This is a genomic window from Nocardiopsis mwathae (assembly GCF_014201195.1).
GTDB lineage: Bacteria > Actinomycetota > Actinomycetes > Streptosporangiales > Streptosporangiaceae > Nocardiopsis_C > Nocardiopsis_C mwathae.
The window spans coordinates 432,882-452,207 of sequence record NZ_JACHDS010000001.1 but is presented as its reverse complement, the minus strand read 5'-3'; the positions used below and the strand labels follow the sequence as shown (position 1 = coordinate 452,207).

General features: G+C 71.9%; 8 protein-coding genes. 3 read left to right on the top strand and 5 right to left on the bottom strand.

All coding sequences use genetic code 11. The features are described from left to right. Positions 1-192 precede the first annotated feature (192 nt). Positions 193-435: a phosphopantetheine-binding protein gene (locus HNR23_RS01750; protein WP_184072840.1), complete on the top strand. Its 243-nt coding sequence runs from the start codon at positions 193-195 to the stop codon at positions 433-435. Positions 436-510: 75 nt separating this feature from the next. Here the strand turns inward: HNR23_RS01750 and HNR23_RS01745 are convergent, their stop codons facing one another. From HNR23_RS01745 to HNR23_RS01730, 4 genes are all read right to left on the bottom strand, one after another. Then, positions 511-1,473, bottom strand: coding sequence for an ACP S-malonyltransferase (locus tag HNR23_RS01745; RefSeq protein WP_184072839.1), 963 nt, complete (start codon positions 1,471-1,473; stop codon positions 511-513). Positions 1,474-1,577: 104 nt separating this feature from the next. Then, entirely contained in the window at positions 1,578-2,477 is a 900-nt protein-coding gene (locus HNR23_RS01740; RefSeq protein WP_184072837.1) for a proline iminopeptidase-family hydrolase, read from the bottom strand. Between the two features lie 319 nt (positions 2,478-2,796). Beyond that, positions 2,797-4,776, bottom strand: coding sequence for an ABC transporter ATP-binding protein (locus HNR23_RS01735; protein WP_184072835.1), 1,980 nt, complete (start codon positions 4,774-4,776; stop codon positions 2,797-2,799). A gap of 608 nt (positions 4,777-5,384) precedes the next feature. Beyond that, positions 5,385-11,717 carry a type I polyketide synthase gene (locus HNR23_RS01730; RefSeq protein WP_221307997.1) on the bottom strand — a complete coding sequence of 2,111 codons (6,333 nt, stop codon included), beginning with the start codon at positions 11,715-11,717 and terminating at the stop codon, positions 5,385-5,387. Positions 11,718-11,731: 14 nt separating this feature from the next. Here HNR23_RS01730 and HNR23_RS01725 point away from each other — a divergent pair, with 14 nt between their 5' ends. Both HNR23_RS01725 and HNR23_RS01720 read left to right on the top strand, forming a co-directional pair. Further along, a complete protein-coding gene (locus HNR23_RS01725; RefSeq protein ID WP_184072830.1) occupies positions 11,732-11,974 on the top strand; it encodes a hypothetical protein in 243 nt (80 codons plus the stop codon). Positions 11,975-12,510: 536 nt separating this feature from the next. Beyond that, entirely contained in the window at positions 12,511-12,885 is a 375-nt protein-coding gene (locus HNR23_RS01720) for a hypothetical protein (RefSeq protein WP_184072829.1), read from the top strand. Between the two features lie 92 nt (positions 12,886-12,977). On the opposite strand, the gene HNR23_RS01715 is transcribed toward HNR23_RS01720, so the two are convergent. After that, positions 12,978-19,322 (bottom strand): type I polyketide synthase, encoded by a 6,345-nt coding sequence (locus tag HNR23_RS01715; protein ID WP_184072827.1) that lies wholly within the window; start codon positions 19,320-19,322, stop codon positions 12,978-12,980. Between the last annotated feature and the right edge of the window lie 4 nt (positions 19,323-19,326).

Below are 19,326 nucleotides of genomic sequence, written 5' to 3'. Positions count from 1 at the left end.
CTCGGAAGGGTGCGGCACGCAGCGGTTTCGACGGTTTTCAGGACACACCGAAGAAGAGAGAGGGCCTTCGCGGAGAAACGAATCCCCAACTCGAAAAAATGTGCCACAAAACTTGTCACACCCCGGTTCGTGCAATAACGTCCATTACGGAGATCAGTGCATCCGGGATCACGATGAAAGGCTGATGTGGATATGTGGGATGAACGGTTCGAAGAGCTTCTGCGGTCCTACGTTCCCTTTCTCTCCGCGGACGAGCCGCTGGAGGAGGACACCGACCTGAGGGACCTGGGTCTGGACTCGATGGGGACGGTCGAGCTGCTCGCCCAGCTGGAGGCCGCCTACGACGTGCGGTTCGTGGACGAGGCGCTGACGATGGAGACCTTCGCGTCCCCGGGTGTGCTGTGGAAGACGCTGTCGCAGATGCAGGCCGCCTGACCGCCCTGCACCGCCCCGGGCCGGGCGGCCCGGGGCCGGGCGAAGGCGGACGACCCCGCATCGCCGTCGGCCCGCCTACCGCCGCGCCTCGGGCCGCCGCCTGGGGCGCCGTTCGGGCCGCATGACCAGCTGGGGGTTGACGGGCACCACCGTGAAGGTGCGGGTGGTGACCCCGACCCGGCCGAACAGCGCGTCCTGGCCGCACACATAGACCTTGGTGATCCCCCGGTCCCGCATCGCCGCCACCGCCTCGGGCCACTGGACCGCCCGGACGAACCCGTCGAGCAGCAGCTCGCGCACGCCGTCGCCGGTGGTGACGACCCTGCCGTCCTGGTCGGCGACCACCGGCACCCGGGGGTCGCGGAATTCCAGGTCGGCGAAGACCTCCTCCTCGGCCCGCTTCCGCAGGCCGCCGAACGCGGACGAGTGCATGGGCGGGTGCATCTCGTACAGCGGCAGCCCGCCGCGCCCCCTCAGCTCCTTGTGGAACGCCTCCAGGTGCTCGCGGCGCAGCGAGACCATGTGGAAGTCGGCGTCGACCCGGCAGGCGACGTCGTACCACTCGCCGCGCTCGGCCATACCGTCGAGGATCTCGCGCAGTGCCGCGTCCGGCACCCGCGCGAAGGAGGCGGTGACCACGTCGGTGTGCTCGGTGGCGAAGAACTCGTCCTGGAGCCGGGCCAGGCGCACCGCCACGTCGACGCCCTGGGCGGGGTCGAGGGCGCCGGAGTAGATCGCCGCCGTCTTGGCACCGAAGCTCGGTCCGACGCACAGCTCGGGCTGGGCGCCGTGCTCGCGCTCGGCCCATCGCGCCATCGCGAGGCAGTTGATCAGGAAGGCGACCTGCGCGTACTCCGAGTAGTCGCCCGGGGTCCGCTTGAAGCGCTCGACGAGCGAGTACCCGAGGGTGTCGTTCGCGACCGCGACCAGCTCCCGCGCGAACGGGTTGATGACCATGAACTTGCCGACGTCCGCGAAGCGGGTCGGCCCCATCCCGGGGAAGACGACCGCCTCGCCCGTACGGGCACCGTTCTCCATAAGTCCGCTTTCCCTTGTCCCAGCCGTGCGGTCGAAATGTTCAGCAGATCAACGGTCCGGAAGACCGGCTGATGGCCCGAGCAGCAGAACGGCGCCGGACAATTTCATCCGACCCCGTTGAGAAACTCCGCCATGACTTCCCGGAAGTGCTCCGGCTCCTCCAGATGCGGCAGGTGGCTCGATTCCTCGAATATCTCCCAGCGCACGTCCGGGATCCTGTCGTAGAAAGGCTGCACGGTCGCCGGAGTCGCCTCGTCGTACCGCCCGGAAACCAGCAGGGTCGGCACCGCGATATCCGCGGAGCACTCCTCCACCGACCAGTCCTTCAGCGTTCCGATGACGTGGAACTCGCTCGGCCCGTTCATCGCGTAGTACACGGTGGGGTCGTTGTAGATCTCCATGAAGGAGGCCATGTAGTCGCGCGGCCACGGGTCCAGTCGGCAGACGTGCTTCTCGTAGAAGACCCGCATGGCGGCGAAGTATTCGTCGCTCTGCGTCGTCCCGTCCGCCTCGTGCCGCAGCAGGGTCTCGTTGACGTCCTCCGGCAGCTGCTCGCGCAGCACCTTCATCTCCTGCAGCCACAGCCGGTACGAGGCCGGGGCGTTGGCGATGACCAGGCCGCGCAGCCCGTCGGGCCGTTCGGAGGCGTGCCGGGCGGCGAGCATGCCGCCCCAGGACTGGCCGAACAGCACGTAGTCGTCGGCGATCCCGAGGTGGCCGAGGAGGTTGTCGAGCTCGTCGAGGAACAGCTTCACCGTCCAGAAGGCCGGGCCGCGGTCGGGCAGGTGCGTGGAGCCGCCGTTGCCGAGTTGGTCGTAGTGCACGACAGGAAAACCGAGCTCGCTGAGCTCGGCCATGTTCAACATATAGTCGTGCGTGCTCCCCGGACCTCCGTGCAGCAGAACCAGGGCGGGCCGTTCGGATTCCAGGTCCCCGGTGACCCGGTACCACGTCTGGAATTCCTTGAACGGCACGGTCCCTTTGGCGCTGGGAGCCAGGGACATTTCAATCACCTCGACGGTCAAGATCTTCGTTCAACATTCACCGAGAACGGAACGTCCCCGCGCTCCCGCGACACCGGCCGCGCAATCGAGAAGGCATCGTCACATCCATCACAACACAGATATGCGACCGGTCTCGATCCTAACGAAACCCCCCACGGGCGAAACCCCTAAGCGATCCCTAGGACCCCCTAAGGCATGTGTGGCGGATCATTTCCGGATCGCGGCCACCGGCACTGCGCTCACTGCTCCGGACGGCCGCTCGCCCCCCGGAGGGCATCCGCCGCACACGCCCTGGCGCACCGCCCCGGCTATCGCCGATTCACTCCTCGCCGGACCGGGAGGGAAAGCCCAGGCCCGCATACGCGTCGGCCTGGATGGAGAACAGCTGCCGGTAGTGGCCGCCGGGGATGTCCATCAGCTGCTCGTGCGTCCCCTGCTCGACCACCCGGCCGCGGTCCAGCACGTAGATGCGGTCGGCCATGCGCACCGACGCCAGCCGGTGGGTGATCAGCAGGACCGTCCGGTCGGTCGCCGCGGTGTGCAGGGTGTCGAAGAGCCGCTGCTCGGCGCGGGCGTCCAGGGCGGCGGTCGGCTCGTCGGCCACGACCAGGTCGGCGTCCCGGTACAGCCCGCGGGCAGCCGCGATGCGCTGCTTCTGCCCGCCGGACAGGTCGGCGCCGTCGACGAACCGCTTGTCGAGCAGGGTGTCCAGCCCCTGGGACAGCTCGGCCACGACCTCGTCGGCGCCGCTGAGCTTCAGCGCCCGCCGCAGCCGCTGCTCGTCGGTGTCCCGCTCCATGGTGATGTTGCGCCGCGCCGACAGCGGCCACTGGGTGTAGTCCTGGCTGATGAGCCCGATGCGGGCCCGGTACTCCTCGGGCACGACCTCCGCCAGGTCGACGCCGTTCCACAGCACCGCTCCGGCCTGAGGCGTGTAGAGCCCGGACAGCAGCCGCGCCAGCGTGCTCTTCCCCGACCCGTTCTCACCGACGAGCGCGACCACCTCACCTCTGCGGACCTCGATGTCCACCCCGCGCAGGGCCGGTTCGTCCGTCCCGGGGTAGGCGAACACCAGGCCGCGGGTGGACAGCACCTCCAGCTCGCCCGGGAGCGGCCGGGTCGCCGGCGGTGCCAGACGGGTGCGTGCCTGGTCGCAGAACTCCAGGAAGTCGTTGAAGAACAGGCCCGACTCATAGCAGGCGTTGACGCTCAGCAGGAGCTGGTTGAGCGAGGTCTGCCCCTGGCGGATGGCCAGTACCGCGGTCCCCGCGACCGACAGCGGCATCGCGCCGCCGACCAGCAGCCCGCCCAGCGCGGTGTAGGTGAGTGCGGTTGCGGCGCCCGAGGCCGAGTCGCCGCCTGCGCGCACCAGGGTCTGGCGCCGCGCGACGCCGAGCAGGGCGTCGCGGACGTGGTCGGCGCAGGCCTTGTAGTGGTCCAGCAGGAAGGGGCGCATGTCGTAGGCGCGCAGTTCCGCGGCCGACGCGCGATCGGCCAGCAGGTCGCCGATGATCGTCTCGCGGCGCCGGATGGTGGTCATCTCGCGCAGCTTGGCGTAGCGGATCCGGGCGGCGCGCACCGCCGCCCACCCGTCGGGCAGCACCGTCAGGATGAGCAGCGGCAGCAGAGCGATGTGCAGAACCGACAGCACACCGGCCACGGCGATGAGCCCGATCAGCGCGGTCAGGACGTCGACGGTGTAGTTGACCATCCGCGCGACCTCCCTCGTGCCGCGGTCACGCGCCCGGTACATGGTGTCGGCGAAGTCGGAGTCGTCGAAGGACTCCAGCCGGATCCGGGAGGTCAGCCGGAACAGCTCCAGCTCGACCGACCGCTCCACCTGCGGCGCCAGCCGCGCCTGCGCCCACCCGGCCAGGGTGGCCAGCGTCCCGCGCGCCACCGCCGCCCCGGCGACGAGCAGCAGCGAGGGCAGCGCCGCCCGCACCCGCTCCGGTGTCGGGCCCGAACCGAACAGCGACTCCAGCACGCCCGCGACCGCGATCAGGCCGAACGCGGTGAACACCCCGGCCGCCACGTTCAACCCGACCGTCGCCGCGGTATCGCGCGGACTGGCCCGCCACGACCAGCGCAGCGCGGTGACCACCAGCGCCGGGAGCCGAGCCGCCACCCGCCAGATCGATGTCGCCTCCAGCTCATGCGCCCAGGGGCTGTAGCGGCTGGCCTTCGCCTCCGGCAACCGCGCACCCGACGACTCGGCGCCGGACGGCTCGGTGGCGGACTGCTCAGTGGCGGACTGCTGCGCGTCGGCTGCCGGAGGGCGTCGGCGCCAAAGCGGCATGAAGCGTTCATCTCCTCACGACTGCGGCTGCGACGGGGCGGGGAGCGGGGAGCTATGCGCCCCAGCTTGCGGGAGGACCCCTCACCAGCGCGGCGGTTTCCCGAAATTTCGGGAGCCGATCCCGACCGCAACGCCGCCCACGTGCGAGGGAACCACCGAGCTCCGCTGTGGATACCGCCGATCCGAAATCACCGGTCCCACCGCAGCAGGCAGATCGACGTCGATAGGGGGCAGGGGGTGAGGCTGATGGGGTCCGCTGGGCGGCCTTGTCGGTGGTCGTGTGCGGGGAGTCCTGTGGGGAAAAGCAGCGGCGACGGCGGGTGCGTGGTGGGGCGCCCCTGCCCCGCCACGGTCGGCGGTGCCCTTGGGGGCGGGTAAGCGCTTTCCGAGGGCGAGTCGGTTCCGGACAGGCCGGAGAGGAGGCGGCGGACGACCCTATCCTCCCGGCGCCTGATTTGTTCGGCTCCCGCGAATGACCATGGGATTTGATCGGACGAAACGGACACCATCGGATGTCAGCCCATGCTCACTGCGGGAGGCGGCACCGGGTCCGCCGATCGGGGTGGTGATCAGCGGACCCGGTGTGCGGGAGCGGTGGACGTGATTCCCTACCCCAGCCGCGCCAGCCACTCCTCGACGGCCCGGGCCGTGGTTTCGGCGTGGTCCTCGACCATGGTGAAGTGGTCGCCTGGGACGCGGCGGGTCAGGGTGGCGGACTCCCAGGTGGCGGCCCAGTCGGCGGGGGCCGAGCCGTCAGGTTCGGTTTCGAAGGGGGCCTCGGCTCCGACGAAGAACAGCGGGGCTCGGGAGATGTCGGTGTCGAGGTCCTGGAGGATGTTCATGTAGGCGGCCTGGCCGGTCAGGCGGGTGGCGTCGAACCAGCCGTAGGTCGCTTCCCGGTCGAAGAGGCCTCCGATGAGGCGTTCGAAGATGGGCGCCCCGGTGCGCCCCTTGATCGGGTAGGTGTCGAGCATGACGACCCCGGTCGGGTCGATTCCCCGATTCGCTTGAAGGTGGCCGGCCACAGCCTGGGCGAGGAGGCCGCCCGAGGAGTACCCGAGCAGGGCGAACGGCTGCCCCTCGGCCGCGCGCAGGACGCTCTGCGCGATGGTCTCCAGGGCGCACGCACCGGTGGCGGGGATCCTCTCGCCCGAGGAGAATCCGGGTACCGGGACCGCCGACACGTGGCGTACCCCGCGCAGGTGGGTGACCAGGCGGGTGAACTGGTGGACGCCGCCGGTCGCCATGGGCGTACTGACGCAGATCAGCCTCGGGTTCCCGGCTCCCTCGGCCAGTCGCACCGGCGCCGGGGGTTCGTCCAGGTCCGCCGGGGAGTCGTACCTCGGCCGCTCCTCCGCTGCAACGCGGAGCATCGCCAGCCCCCGCTGCGGGTCGCCGGAGAGGACCGCCTCGCGCAGGCGCGCGTGCAGGTCATCCGCCTCCTCGGGGTCGTTCTGCTGCTCGCCGCCGGTTCCGCCGTCCAGTTCCTCGGTCAGGAGGTACGCGACCTGTCGGGCGAGTGCGGCGGGGTTGTCGTTGTCGAACACGACCATTTGCGGCAGGGACAGCCCGGTGGCGGCGTTCAACCCGTTGCGGAGCTCCATCACGGTGAGCGAGTCGAAGCCCGATTCGAAGAAGTTCCGGTCGGGGTCGATGTCCTCGGGGCCGCCGTGTCCGAGCACCGCCGCCACGTGGGTCCGTACCAGGTCCAGCACCTCTGCCTCGATCGCCTCCCGGGGCTCGCCGGTGAGTCGGTCGCGCAGTGGCTCGGCGTCGGCGCGGCCGCTGACGATCCGCCGGGAGGGACGGCGCACGAGCCCGCGGAACAGCGGGGGGAGGTCGCCGCTGCCGGACAGGGATTCCAGGTCCAGCCTGATGGGGACGGAGGCGGCGTCGTCTGAGGTCGTGGCGGCGTCGAACAGCTCCAGGCCTTCGCTGTCGCGCAGGGGCAGCACGCCGCCGCGCGCGATCCTGGAGGTGCCGGCGCCGCCGAGCGCGTCGGTCATCCCGCTGCTTCGCGCCCACAGTCCCCAGGCCAGCGACCGGCCGGGCAGCCCGGAGGCGCGGCGGTGTGCGGCGAGCGCGTCGAGGAAGGTGTTGGCCGCCGCGTAATTGCCCTGGCCGGGGTTGCCCAGGACCCCGGCAGCGGACGAGAACAGCACGAACGCCGACAGGTCGAGGTCGTGGGTGAACTCGTGCAGGTGCCAGGCGGCGTCGACCTTGGGACGCATGACCTTGTCCATACGCTCGGCGGTCAGCGAACCGATGACGCCGTCGTCGAGCACACCGGCGGTGTGCACCACCCCGGTCAGGGGACGTTCGACCGGGATCCCGGCGAGCAGGCGGGCCACTTCCGCGCGATCGGAGACGTCGCAGGCGGCCATGGTGACGGTGGCGCCACGGGCGACGAGGTCGGCCTGGAGTTCGGCCGCTCCGGGGGCGTCGGGGCCGCGGCGGCCGGCCAGCAGCAGGTGCCGCACGCCGTGTTCGGCGACCAGGTGCTGGGCGACGAGCGCGCCGAGCCCGCCGGTTCCGCCCGTGATCAGGACCGTGCCGGAGGCGTCCCACGCGTCGGGGCGGTCGGCGGGCGCGCCGGTCCGGGCCAGTCGGGGGACCCAGGGCGTCCCGGCGCGCAGTGCGACCTCGGGTTCGCCGGACTCCGCCAGCGCGCACAGGAGGTCTGCGGGGATGACGGAGTCGTCTGGGTCGAGCAGCACGATTCGGCCGGGGTTCTCGGCCTGCGCCGAGCGGACGAGGCCCCGCACCGGGGCCAGGCCGAGGTCCGTGTGCTCCGCGTCGGCGCCGGCGACCGCTGCGCCGCCGGCCACCACGACCAGGCGGGAGGTGGCGAGCCGGTCGTCGCCGCACCAGGCCTGCAGCAGGTCCAGTGTTTCGCAGGCGGTGGTGCGGGCCGCGTCCGGCAGGTCGCCGGTCGCGGGCGCGATGCGCGTGACCACGAGGTCGGGCGGGGTGCGCCCGTTGTCGATGGCGGCGGCGAGTGCGGTGGTGTCGGCGAGTTGTTCGGCGCCGCCGCCGAGGCCGAGCGTGTCGGGGCCGAGGACGACCAGGCCGCGAGGGGCCGCCGGGGAGGGCGGGGAGGATGCGACACGCGCCAGACTCGGTGCGGGCTCCCAGCGCACCCGGTAGAGGGACTCGTGTGGCCGCCGGGCGGCCGTGATCAGCCGGTCGGCCGGGACCTTGCGCACGACCAGCGAGTCGACCGTCAGAACAGGGCGGCCGGAGGTATCGGCCACGGCCAGTTCCCCGCCGCCGCTGGGAGCCGTCACCAGCCGGACACGCAGTTCGGTGGCGCCGACCGCGTGGAGGGTGACCCCGTTCCAGCCGAAGGGGAGGACCATGGTCGCGCCGCCGTCGCCCTTGGCGTCGCCGACCCCGTCGCGTCCGCCTTCGGCGCCGTCGCCGGGGAGGAGGGCGGGGTGCAGTGCGGCGTCGAGGAGGGCGGGGTGCAGGCCGAAGCCGTCGGCTTCCGCTCGCGCCGCGTCGGCCAGGGCGACTTCGGCGAACAGCTCGTCGCCACGGCGCCATGCCGCACGCAGTCCCTGGAACACCGGGCCGTAGCCGTACCCGTCGGCCCGCAGACGTTCATAGGCGTCGGCGACATCCAGTGCGGTGGCGTCGGCCGGGGGCCACGGCGAGGCGAAGTCGAACGAGCGAGCGGAGCCGTCGACGCCACCCGCCGCAGGCCCACCCGCGTCGGCGGCGGAGCCGAGCGAGGAGGCTGAGCGCGCAGGGGGCACGCTCAGCCCGGCGGCCGCGCTCTCGGTCGGCGTCTCGCTCACCGATCCGGTGGCGTGCCGGGTCCAGGGGGTCTCGCGGGATGGTCCGTCGTCGGCGCGCGAGTAGATGCCGACGGAACGCGCCCCGGCCGCGTCCCGCTCGCCGACCACGACCTGGAGCGCGACGCCTCCCCGGTCGGGGAGGACGAGCGGTGCCTCCAGGGTCAGTTCGTCCAGCCGCCCGCAGCCCGCCTCGTCTCCTGCGCGGATCGCCAGCTCGACGAAGCCGGTGCCGGGGAAGAGGACCGTGTCAGCGACGGCGTGGTCGGCCACCCAGGGGTGGGAGGCGCGGGCCAGTCGGCCCACCAGCACTACGCCGCCGGTCTCGGGCGCGGGCATCGCGGCGGTGAGGACGGGGTGGTCCACCGGCTCCAGGCCGACGCCGCCGGCGGGGCCCGCCGGGGCGCCGGTGCAGGGGCCCGAGGGGTCGACCCAGTAGCGTTCGCGCTGGAACGCGTAGGTCGGCAGGTCCACGCGCCGGGCGCCGACTCCCGAGAACTCCCTGGCCCAGTCCACGGGGACACCGTGCACGTACGCCTCGGCGAGCGAGATCGCGAACCGGGCCGGGCCGCCGTCGTCGCGGCGCAGGGTCGGCACCGTGGCGGCGGGAGCACCGGCGGCCTCGATGGCCTGGTCCACCCCCAGGGAGAGCACGGGGTGCGGGCTGACCTCGATGAAGATGTCGGCGCCGGTGTCGAGCAGACCGCGCACGGCCTCGTCGAAGCGCACGGTGGACCGGAGGTTGCGGTACCAGTAGTCGGCGCCGAGGCCTGCCGTGTCCAGGCGTGCCGCGGTGACCGTCGAGTGGAAGGCGATATCCGATGACCGGGGGCGCACGGGGTCGCACGCCTGGAGCATGTCGTCGCGGACGTCCTCGACGAACGAGGAGTGGGACGCGAAGTCGACGCCGATGCGACGCGCGCGGATGCCCTCGCCGGTCAGCCGTTCGATCAGCTCGTCGATCACGGGAGGTTCGCCGCAGATCGCCACGGAGCTCGGGCCGTTCTCCGCGGCGATCTGGATGCGTCCGCCCCAGGCGGCGACCAGGTCGCGGACCCGGCCGACCGGTGCCACCACCGAGGCCATGGCGCCCTTCCCGGCCAGCCGCTCGGCGATGACGCGGCTGCGCTGGCTCACGACGCGGGCGCCGTCGTCGAGCGAGAGCGCTCCGGCCACGCAGGCGGCGGCGACCTCGCCTTGGGAATGTCCGACCACCGCCGAGGGCTCGACCCCGTGGGCGCGCCACAACTCGGCCAGCGACACCATCACCCCCCACAGCGCCGGCTGCACGACGTCGACCGCGGCGAGCGTGGGCGCGCCAGGGCGGCCGCGCAGCACGTCGAACAGGTCCCAGTCGACGAACGGCTTCAGGGCTCGGGCGCACTCCCCCATACGTTCGGTGAAGACGGGCGAGGCGTCGAGCAGCCCGGCCGCCATCCCGGCCCACTGCGAGCCCTGACCGGGAAAGACGAACACCACACGCGGGGTTTCGGTCGAGCCGGTGCCGTGGACGATGTTGTCGGCGGAGCCGCCGTGGGCCAGATCGGCGAGTCCGCGCATGAGTTCGTCACGGCCGTTGCCGACGGCGACGGCTCGGTGGGCGAAGGCGGTACGCGTCGTGGCCAGGGAGTGGCCGACGTCCACCGGGTGCAGGTCGGGCCGCTCCTCCAGGTGAGAGTGGAGTTTGGCGGCCTGGGCACGCAGGGCTTCGGGGGTCGTGGCGGAGAGCACCCAGGGGACGGGGAGCGGCGCGGCGGGGTCCGGCGCGTCGCCGTCGGTCGGGCTCGGTTCGCCTTCGGCGGGCGGGGGCTCCTCCAGGATGACGTGGACGTTGGTGCCGCTGATTCCGAACGAGGAGACGGCCGCGCGGCGCGGTTCGTCGGTGCGCGGCCAGGCGACCGGGGCGGTCAAGAGTTCGACACCGCCCGCGGACCAGTCGATCTGCGGCGAGGGCGCGTCGACGTGCAGGGTCCGGGGCAGCCGGTCGTGGCGCATCGCCATGACCATCTTGATCACCCCGGCGACACCGGCGGCGGCCTGGGCGTGGCCCATGTTCGACTTGATCGACCCGAGCCGCACGGGCCGGTCGGCGGGGCGGTCCTTCCCGTAGGTGGCGAGCAGCGCCTGCGCCTCCACCGAGTCGCCCAGGGTCGTACCGGTCCCATGCGCCTCGACGGCATCGACGTACTCGGCGGGCAGCCGGGCGTCCTCCAGGGCCTGCTCGATCACCCGGATCTGGGAGGGGCCGTGCGGCGCGGTGAGGCCGCTGCTGGCGCCGTCCTGGTTGACCGCGCTGCCCCGGAGGACGGCGAGGACGCGGTGGCCGTTCTTCTCGGCGTCGGAGAGGCGTTCGACCAGGAGCATGCCGACGCCTTCGCTCCACCCGGTGCCGTCCGCGGCCGCGGCGAAGGACTTGCAGCGGCCGTCGGAGGCAAGTCCGCGCTGCTCGCTGAAGTAGAGGAAGGCGTCGGGGGTGGCCATGACGGTGACACCGCCGACGAGGGCGAGGCCGCATTCCTGCCTGCGCAGCGACTGCGCGGCGGTGTGCAGAGCCACCAGTGAGGACGAGCAGGCGGTGTCGAGGGAGACGGCCGGCCCTTGCAGGCCGAGGGTGTAGGAGATGCGCCCGGAGACGATGCTGCCGACGGTGTTGCCGACGCCGTAGTCGTGGTGCATGACCCCGGCGAACACGCCGGTGGGGGTGCCTTTCAGCGTCGTGGGATCGATGCCGGCACTCTCGATCGCCTCCCAGGCCGTCTCCAGGAGCAGGCGCTGTTGGGGGTCGGAGTCCTTGGCTTCGCGTGGGCTGATGCCGAAGAAGTCGGCGTCGAAGTCCCCGGCGTCGTAGAGGAAGCCGCCCTGGTCCACGTAGCACTTTCCGGGCCTGCCCGGTTCGGGGTCGTAGAGCCCGGCCAGGTCCCACCCCCGGTCCTCGGGGAAGCCACCGACGACGTCGCGGCCTTCGTCGACGACCCGCCACAGGTCCTCGGGCGACTCCACCCCGCCGGGAAACCGGCAGCCCATCCCGACGATCGCGATCGGCTCCCGCTCCCGCAGCTCCGCCTCGATGACCTTCTTCCGCGCACTGCGCAGGTCGGCGGTGGTCCGCTTGAGGTAGTCGAGAAGCTTCTGTTCGTTACTCACCCACACCATCCAGAGTGATCACGGCAGCAAATAACGCGCTCACCATAAAGAAGGACCAGATCGCAGAAGAACAGCGATCATGGCCCACGGAAGTGATGGAATATTCACCTATTGAAAATGGCAGCATTCATCCCATGACTCAAGGCTTCCAGGAGCCTACAGATGATCACACTGGTGCACGCACCACCAAGGGCAGTGGTGATGACACCACACTTACCACCCTCCGGATCACCCACCTCCATCAGCATGAACTCTGAAGTCAATGGTGCCATCACCACTGCGACCGACGTCCGTCGAATCACAAACGATCAAGAACACAAAATGGCCGACGCTCACATATTGAACCCTGAACATTCCGCATGACAGAACACAGAAGGACCGCCCCCCGGATTCCCGGACCCCGACCTCGACCCCGTGGACGCGTTTCCCTCGCCTCTCCATGGACCGCCCGCAGCGGCGCGGTTCTCGAACCCCGGCAGCACGAAAGTACCGGGCGAAGAGCCTGGCAAGGAGCCTGACCACAGAGCCGCACGAGCCCCTGCGGCGCCCGGCGGGATCCGAAGGTCGACGAGGACGGAAGCGGACTCATTCCCACGATTCCTGCACACAGGTCCCCTGATGACTGGTTGACTACCGAGGGTCAGCGCGGGCTCCTGCTCGTCGAAGCGCTGGCGGACGCATGGGGCCACGACCGCACCGTCCCCGGACACGACCTGGGGACCGGTGTCCGGGCCGCCTCCACCGTCGGACAGGCCCCGACGGCCTGCCGCCCTTCATTCCCACGAGGTGAGAAGTGATCGCCGCAAGGATTCCGACCTACCACGCCCGGCACGCCAAACCCCGGCGGGGAGTGCTGGGGCGCCTGGCCGACATCGTGGCGGCGGTGCTGCTCCTCATCCTGTCCGACGAGCGTCGCGGCCGACGCCGCCCGCCGATGTTCCTCTGGGCACGGGAGTCCAGTCATGCCGAAGAGCTGTTCGGCGCCTGGCTGAGCGACCACACCAGGGGACTGCGGAAGGGCTGGACACTCCTCCCGGTCCGCCATACCTTCATCTTCGCCTACCCCGGCGAACCCATCGGCTGCTGGAACAAGCGCCACGACTCCGTCCAGCCCGCCCTCATCCGGCCCTACATGCGGCGGCTCGCCAACGGGTGGGGGCACCCCTGATCCCCCGTTGATCTCGGGCCCGTCGACCGAATACCCGCCGGTATTACGTCGCCGTCCCCGAGATCATCGGAGGAGGTGGGGTGGAAGCGGTATCAGATGTCGAGGGTCGCGAGCCATTCTTCGATGGCGTGGGCGGTCGTCACCGCGTCCTGCTCGACGATGGTGAAGTGGTTGCCCGGCACGCGCACCGTGGCCGCGGCTCCGTCCCACGTCGCCTGCCAGTCCTCGCCGTCCGCCGCCTCCGCCGCAGCAGTGCTTTCTACGCGCCCGGCCTCCTCACTCGACTCCACCGCCGACGCGAACCGGCCGTCGGCGAACGGCATCGACGGCTCCGCTCGCTCGTTCGGCTTCGCGTCGCTGAACCACTCGCTCGCGCCGACGAACAGGATCGGCGTCTCGATGCTCCGGGCCGTGAAGTCGCCGAGCAGCAGGTCGATGTAGCGGATCATCCCGGACAGGCGCGCGCTGTCGAAGCGCCCGAAGTTCGACTCCTTCGTGTACAGGCCCCCGATCAGGTCCTCGAACAGGTCGGCCTTCCCGGAGTCGTCCACCTGGTAGGTGTCGAGCATGACGACCGCCTCCGGCCGCCGCTTGCCCAGGTCCTCCAGGCGGGCGGTGAGGGCTTGGGCCACCAGGCCGCCCGACGAGTAGCCGAGCAGCACGTAGGGCTCTCCCTCGGCCGCGTCCAGCACGCTGTCCGCGATCGCCGCGAGCACGCCGTCGAGCGATGTCGGCAACGGCTCCCCGCGCCCGAAGCCCGGCAGCGGCAGGGCCGCCACCGGGCGCTCCCCGCGGAACGGCGGAACCAGCCGCGCGAACTGGTGCACGCCACCGGTCGCCATGGGCGTGGCCAGGCAGATCAGCCGGGGCCGCTTCGACCCGTCGGCCAACCGCACCGCCCTGATCGGCTCCTCCAGCTGGTCCGGCGTCTCGAACTCCGGCCGGATGTCGGCGACCGCACGCAGCAGGGACAACCCCTTCTGCATGTGGCCCGAGGTCACGGCGCTCTGGAACAGGTCGTGCAGGGTGTCCGACCGATCGTCGCCCGACATCGCCGAGTCCGCCGACGCCGCGCCACCGTTCACGGCGCCGTCCAGCTGCGCCGCTAGCTCACCGAGAACATAACGGGCGAGATCCGCCGGGTTCTTACTGTCGAAGACCACCATCGGCGACAGGCTCAGTCCGAGGGCGGCGTTGAGCCGGTTGCGCAGCTCCATCGCGGTGAGCGAGTCGAAGCCGGACTCCAGGAAGTCGCGGTCCGGGTCGACGTCCTCGGCGCCGCCGTGCCCGAGCACGGTGGCCGCGTACCCGCGCACCGCCTCCAGCAGCGCGCCTTCACGCTCCTCCTCGGCGAGGTCGGCGAGCTGCTTGCGCAGCGCCCCCGCGCCGGCCCGTGTGCCACTCGCCGATCGCCGCGCCGGTGTCCGCACCAGGCCTCGGAAGAGGTCCGGAAGGCCATTTCCCGCCGCGCCCACAGCCGTGAGATCGACGCCCATCGGGACGAGGAGCGCCCCTCCGGACACGGCAGCCGCGTCGAGGAGTTCCAGGCCCTCCTCGTCGGAGAGCGGAAGCACGCCCCCCTGCGCGATCCGGGAGCGGTCGGCGTCGTCGAGTGTCCCCGTCATCCCGCTGGACCGCGCCCACAGTCCCCAGGCGAGGGACTGGCCGACCAGCCCCTGCGCCCGGCGGTGCGCGGCCAGCGCGTCGGCGAAGGAGTTGGCGGCCGCGTAGTTGCCCTGCCCCGGGCTGCCGAGAACTCCGGCGGCCGAGGAGAACAGCACGAACGCCGACAGGTCGCGGTCCCGGGTCAGCTCGTGCAAGTGCCAGGCCGCATCGACCTTGGGACGCAGCACCGTGTCCATGCGCTCGGGAGTGAGCGACGGGACAACGCCGTCGTCCAGCACCCCGGCCGTGTGGACGACCCCCGCCAGGGGCCGATCGGCCGGGATCATGCCCAGGACGGCGGCGAGGGCCTCCCGGTCGGACACGTCGCAGGCCGCGACCTCCGCCTCGGCCCCGAGCCCGGTCAGCCTGTCCACGAGCTCGGCCGCCCCCGGCGCGTCCATGCCCCGGCGGCTGGTCAGCAGCAGGTGCCGCACCCCGTGCTCCCGCACCAGGTGTTCGGCCACGAGAGCGCCCAGGCCACCAGTGCCACCGGTGACCAGCACCGTCCCGTCGGCCGTGGAGCCGAAGGGCCGCACCTCGGATTCGCCGACCGCCGGTACCCGCGCGAGGCGCGGCACGCGAACCTCGCCGCCGCGCACCGCGACCTCCGCTTCACCGACGCCGACAGCGAGAGGAAGCGCGGCGGGATCCGAAACCGCACCATCGATGTCCAGCAGACCGAACCGGTCCGGGTTCTCGGCGAGAGCGGACCGCACCAGGCCGCGCGCCGCGGCCCCGGCCAGGTCGGCGACGTCCTCCCCATCACCGACGGCGACCGCGCCGCGCGTCAGCAGGACGAGCCGGGACCCGGCGAAGCGCGGGTCGCCCAGCCACGACTGGGCGTCCCGAAGCACCGACGACACCGCCGCGCGGATGGCGGCCGGGTCCGCCCCGGCACTCGCGTCGAACGGGTAGAGCACCGCCTCGGGCCGGTCGGCACCCGCGTCGATGGCCGCGCCGAGCACGTCCAGGTCGTCGAAGGCGGGAACGTCATCCGCACCCACGACGCCGAACGGGTCGCCGCCGAGGACCGCGCAGCTCGGCGGCGTCGACCCGCCCACCGCCGCAGGCGCCCACTCCACGCGGAACAGCGACTCCTGGTACCCCCCGACCGCAGCCTCCAGCGCGTCGAGCGCGAGCGGCCGCAGGACCAGCGATTCCACCGACGCCACCGAGCCGCCCGACGCATCGGCGATGTCCAGGGCGACGATGTCGTCCCCGGTCGGCCGCAGCCGCACGCGGATCGATCCCGCCCCCGCCGCGTGCAGGGCGACGCCGTTCCACGCCACCGGCAGCAGCGGCCGCTCCTCGTTCCCTTCCATGAAGGAGATGGTGTGCAGGGCCGCGTCGAGCACGGCCGGATGCAGGCCGAACCGGGCCGCCTCGCCCTCGGCCCCTTCGGGGAGGGCGACCTCGGCCAGAACCTCGTCCCCGCGCCGCCACGCCGCCCTGAGCCCCTGGAACACCGGCCCGTAGGTCAGGCTCCGCTCGGCCAGCCGGGGGTAGAAACCGTCGAGGTCGATGGCGGTGGCGCCCTGCGGCGGCCACACCCCGAGCACGTCATCCGATGCGGGGGCGGTGTTCGGGGCCAGCGTGCCGACCGCGTGGCGCGTCCACGATTCACTCGGCGCGGCGCCCTCGGCCCGCGCGTAGATGTGGATCGCCCGCGCCCCGCCCTCGCCCGGTCCGCCCACGACGACGCGGACCGCCACTCCCCCGCTGTCGGGCAGCGCGAGCGGCGCCTCCAGCGTCAGCTCCTCCACCACCCCGCACCCGACCTCGTCGCCGGCGCGGACCGCCAGCTCGACGAACCCCGTGCCGGGGAACAGCACCGTCTCGGCGATGAGGTGGTCGCCGAGCCACGCCGGAGAGTCCGCGGACAGGCGGCCCGTCAGCACCGTCTCGCCGCCGTCCTCCGAGGCCGCGACCACCGCACCGAGCAGCGGGTGGTCGGCCGCTTCGAGCCCCAGCCCGGCTGGGTCGCCGCCCAGCGACGGGTCCTCCAGCCAGAACCGCCGCCGCTGGAAGGCGTAGGTGGGCAGATCGACGCGCTTGGCGCCGCGCCCCGCGAAGACCGCGTCCCAGTCCACGGACGCGCCGTCGGCGTGCAGCGCGCCGACGGCGGTGAAGAGCGCCGTCACCTCGCCCCGGTCCTTCCGGGCGGCCGGGACCAGCAGGGCGTCGGCGGACTCCACGCACCCCTGGGCCATCCCCGTAAGGACACCGTCGGGCCCCAGCTCCAGAAAGCGCGCCACGCCCTCTGCTTCCAGCGCACGCACCCCGTCGGCGAACCGGACGGCGTGGCGGACGTGATCCACCCAGTACTCCGCCGACCCCACATCCCCCGTTGATCTCGGAGATATCGGGGTATCAGCGCCGGTTTTTCCCCCGATATCCCCGAGATCAACGGCAGAGGAGAGCGAACCGGTCACGTTGGAGACCAGCGGGATCGACGGGGGGTTGTAGGTGAGGCCTTCAGCGACCGACCGGAACTCCGCCAGCATCGGCTCCATCAGCGGAGAGTGGAAGGCGTGCGAGACCGTCAGGCGGCGGGTCTTGCGGCCCATCGCCGCGAACTTCGCGCCGATCTCCTCGGCCACGTCCTCGGCACCGGCGATGACGACCGACGATGGGCCGTTGACCGCGGCAATGCTGACCTTGTCCTCCAGACCCGCCAGGGCCGGGGCGATCTCCTCCTCGGTGGCCTGGATGGCGACCATGGCGCCGCCGGACGGCAGCGCCTGCATCAACCGTCCGCGCGCCGCCACCAGAGCGCACGCGTCGTCCAGCGACAGCACCCCGGCGACATGCGCGGCGGCCAGCTCACCGATCGAGTGCCCGGCCAGGAAGTCAGGCCTGATCCCCCACGACTCCACCAAACGGAACAGCGCCACCTCGATCGCGAACAGCGCCGTCTGCGTGTAAGCGGTCTGGTTCAGCAGACCGGCATCGGCGGAGTCTTCTTCGGCCCAGGCGATGTCTTTGAGGGGGCGGTCCGGGTGCTTGTCGAGCTCGGCGCAGACCGCGTCGAACGCCTCGGCGAACACCGGGAACGCCGCATACAACTCCCGGCCCATCCCCAGCCGCTGAGCGCCCTGACCGGAGAACAGGAACGCGGTCTTCCCCCGGCGCACCGTCCCCCGCACGACCCCCGGAGCCGCCGTCTCCGCCGCGACCGCGTCCAGCCCGCGCAGCAGCTCCTCGCGGTCCGCACCGACGACGACCGCCCGGTGCTTCATCGACGCACGCGTCGTGGCCAGCGCGTACCCGACGTCCAGCGCCGTCTCCTCGGCCCGGTCGGCGACGTGCGCCCGCAGCCGCTCGGCCTGGGCGCGCAGGGCGTCGGGGGTCCTCGCCGACAGCACCCACGGCACGACCGGGGTGGACACCGCGGCGTCGGCCGTATCGACGGCCTCGGTCGGCGCCTCCGCCGCGGCCTCCAGGATGACGTGGGCGTTGGTGCCGCTGATCCCGAAGGACGACACGGCGGCGCGGCGCGGCCGGTCGACCTCGGGCCACGGCCGCGCCCCGGTCAGCGGCTCCACCGCGCCCACCGACCAGTCCACCTGCGGCGACGGCCGATCAACGTGCAGCGTCTTGGGAAGAACTCCGTGCCGCATCGCCATGACCATCTTGATGACCCCGGCGACGCCGGCCGCCGCCTGGGTGTGGCCCATGTTCGACTTGATCGACCCCAGCCACAGCGGGCGGTCGGCCGCGCGGTCGCGGCCGTAGGTGGCGAGCAGCGCCTGTGCCTCGATCGGGTCTCCCAGGGTGGTCCCCGTCCCGTGTGCCTCGACGGCGTCGACGTGCTCGGCCGACACCTGCGCGTTGGCGAGCGCCTGGCGGATGACCCGGATCTGCGACGGCCCGTTGGGGGCGGTGAGCCCGTTGCTGGCCCCGTCCTGGTTGAGCGCGCTGCCGCGCACGATCGCCAGGATCGGGTGCCCGTTCTTCTTCGCGTCGCTCAGCCGCTCGACGAGCAGCATGCCGACGCCCTCGCCCCAGCCGGTGCCGTCGGCCGCCCCGGAGAACGATTTGCACCGCCCGTCGGGCGCGAGCCCGCGCTGCCGACTGAACTCGATGAACGTCTCCGGGGTGGCCATGACGGTCACGCCGCCGGCCAGTGCCAGCGAGCACTCACCCGACCGCAGCGCCTGCACGGCCCAGTGCAGGCCGACCAGCGACGACGAGCACGCGGTATCGACGGTGACCGCCGGACCCTCCAGCCCCAGGGCGTAGGCGATCCGGCCCGAGGCGATGGCGCCCGTGCTCGCGTTGGCCGGGTAGTCGTGGTACATCATCCCGGCGAACACGCCGGTGGCGCTGCCCTTGAGCGTCCCCGGATCGATCCCGGCCCGCTCGAACGCCTCCCACGACGCCTCCAGCAGCAGCCGCTGCTGCGGGTCCATCATGAGCGCCTCATTGGGGCTGATCCCGAAGAAGTCGGCGTCGAAGTCGGCCGCGTCGTAGAGGAACCCGCCCTCGTTGGAGTAGCTGGTCTCCGGTCGCGTCGCGTCGGGGTCGTAGAGGTCCGCGGGCCAGCCGCGATCGGTCGGAAACCCGGCGACCGCGTCCCGCCCGTCGGCGACCAGCCGCCACAGGTCCTCCGGGGACGTCACACCCCCGGGGAAGCGGCAGCTCATGCCGACGATCGCGATCGGCTCCCGCGACGCCGCCGTCAGTTTCTTGTTCTGCGCACGCAGCCGTTCGGTCTCCTTGAGGGAGGCCCGGAGCGCGTCGACCAGCTTCTTGTCCTTGGCATCGGCCATCGCA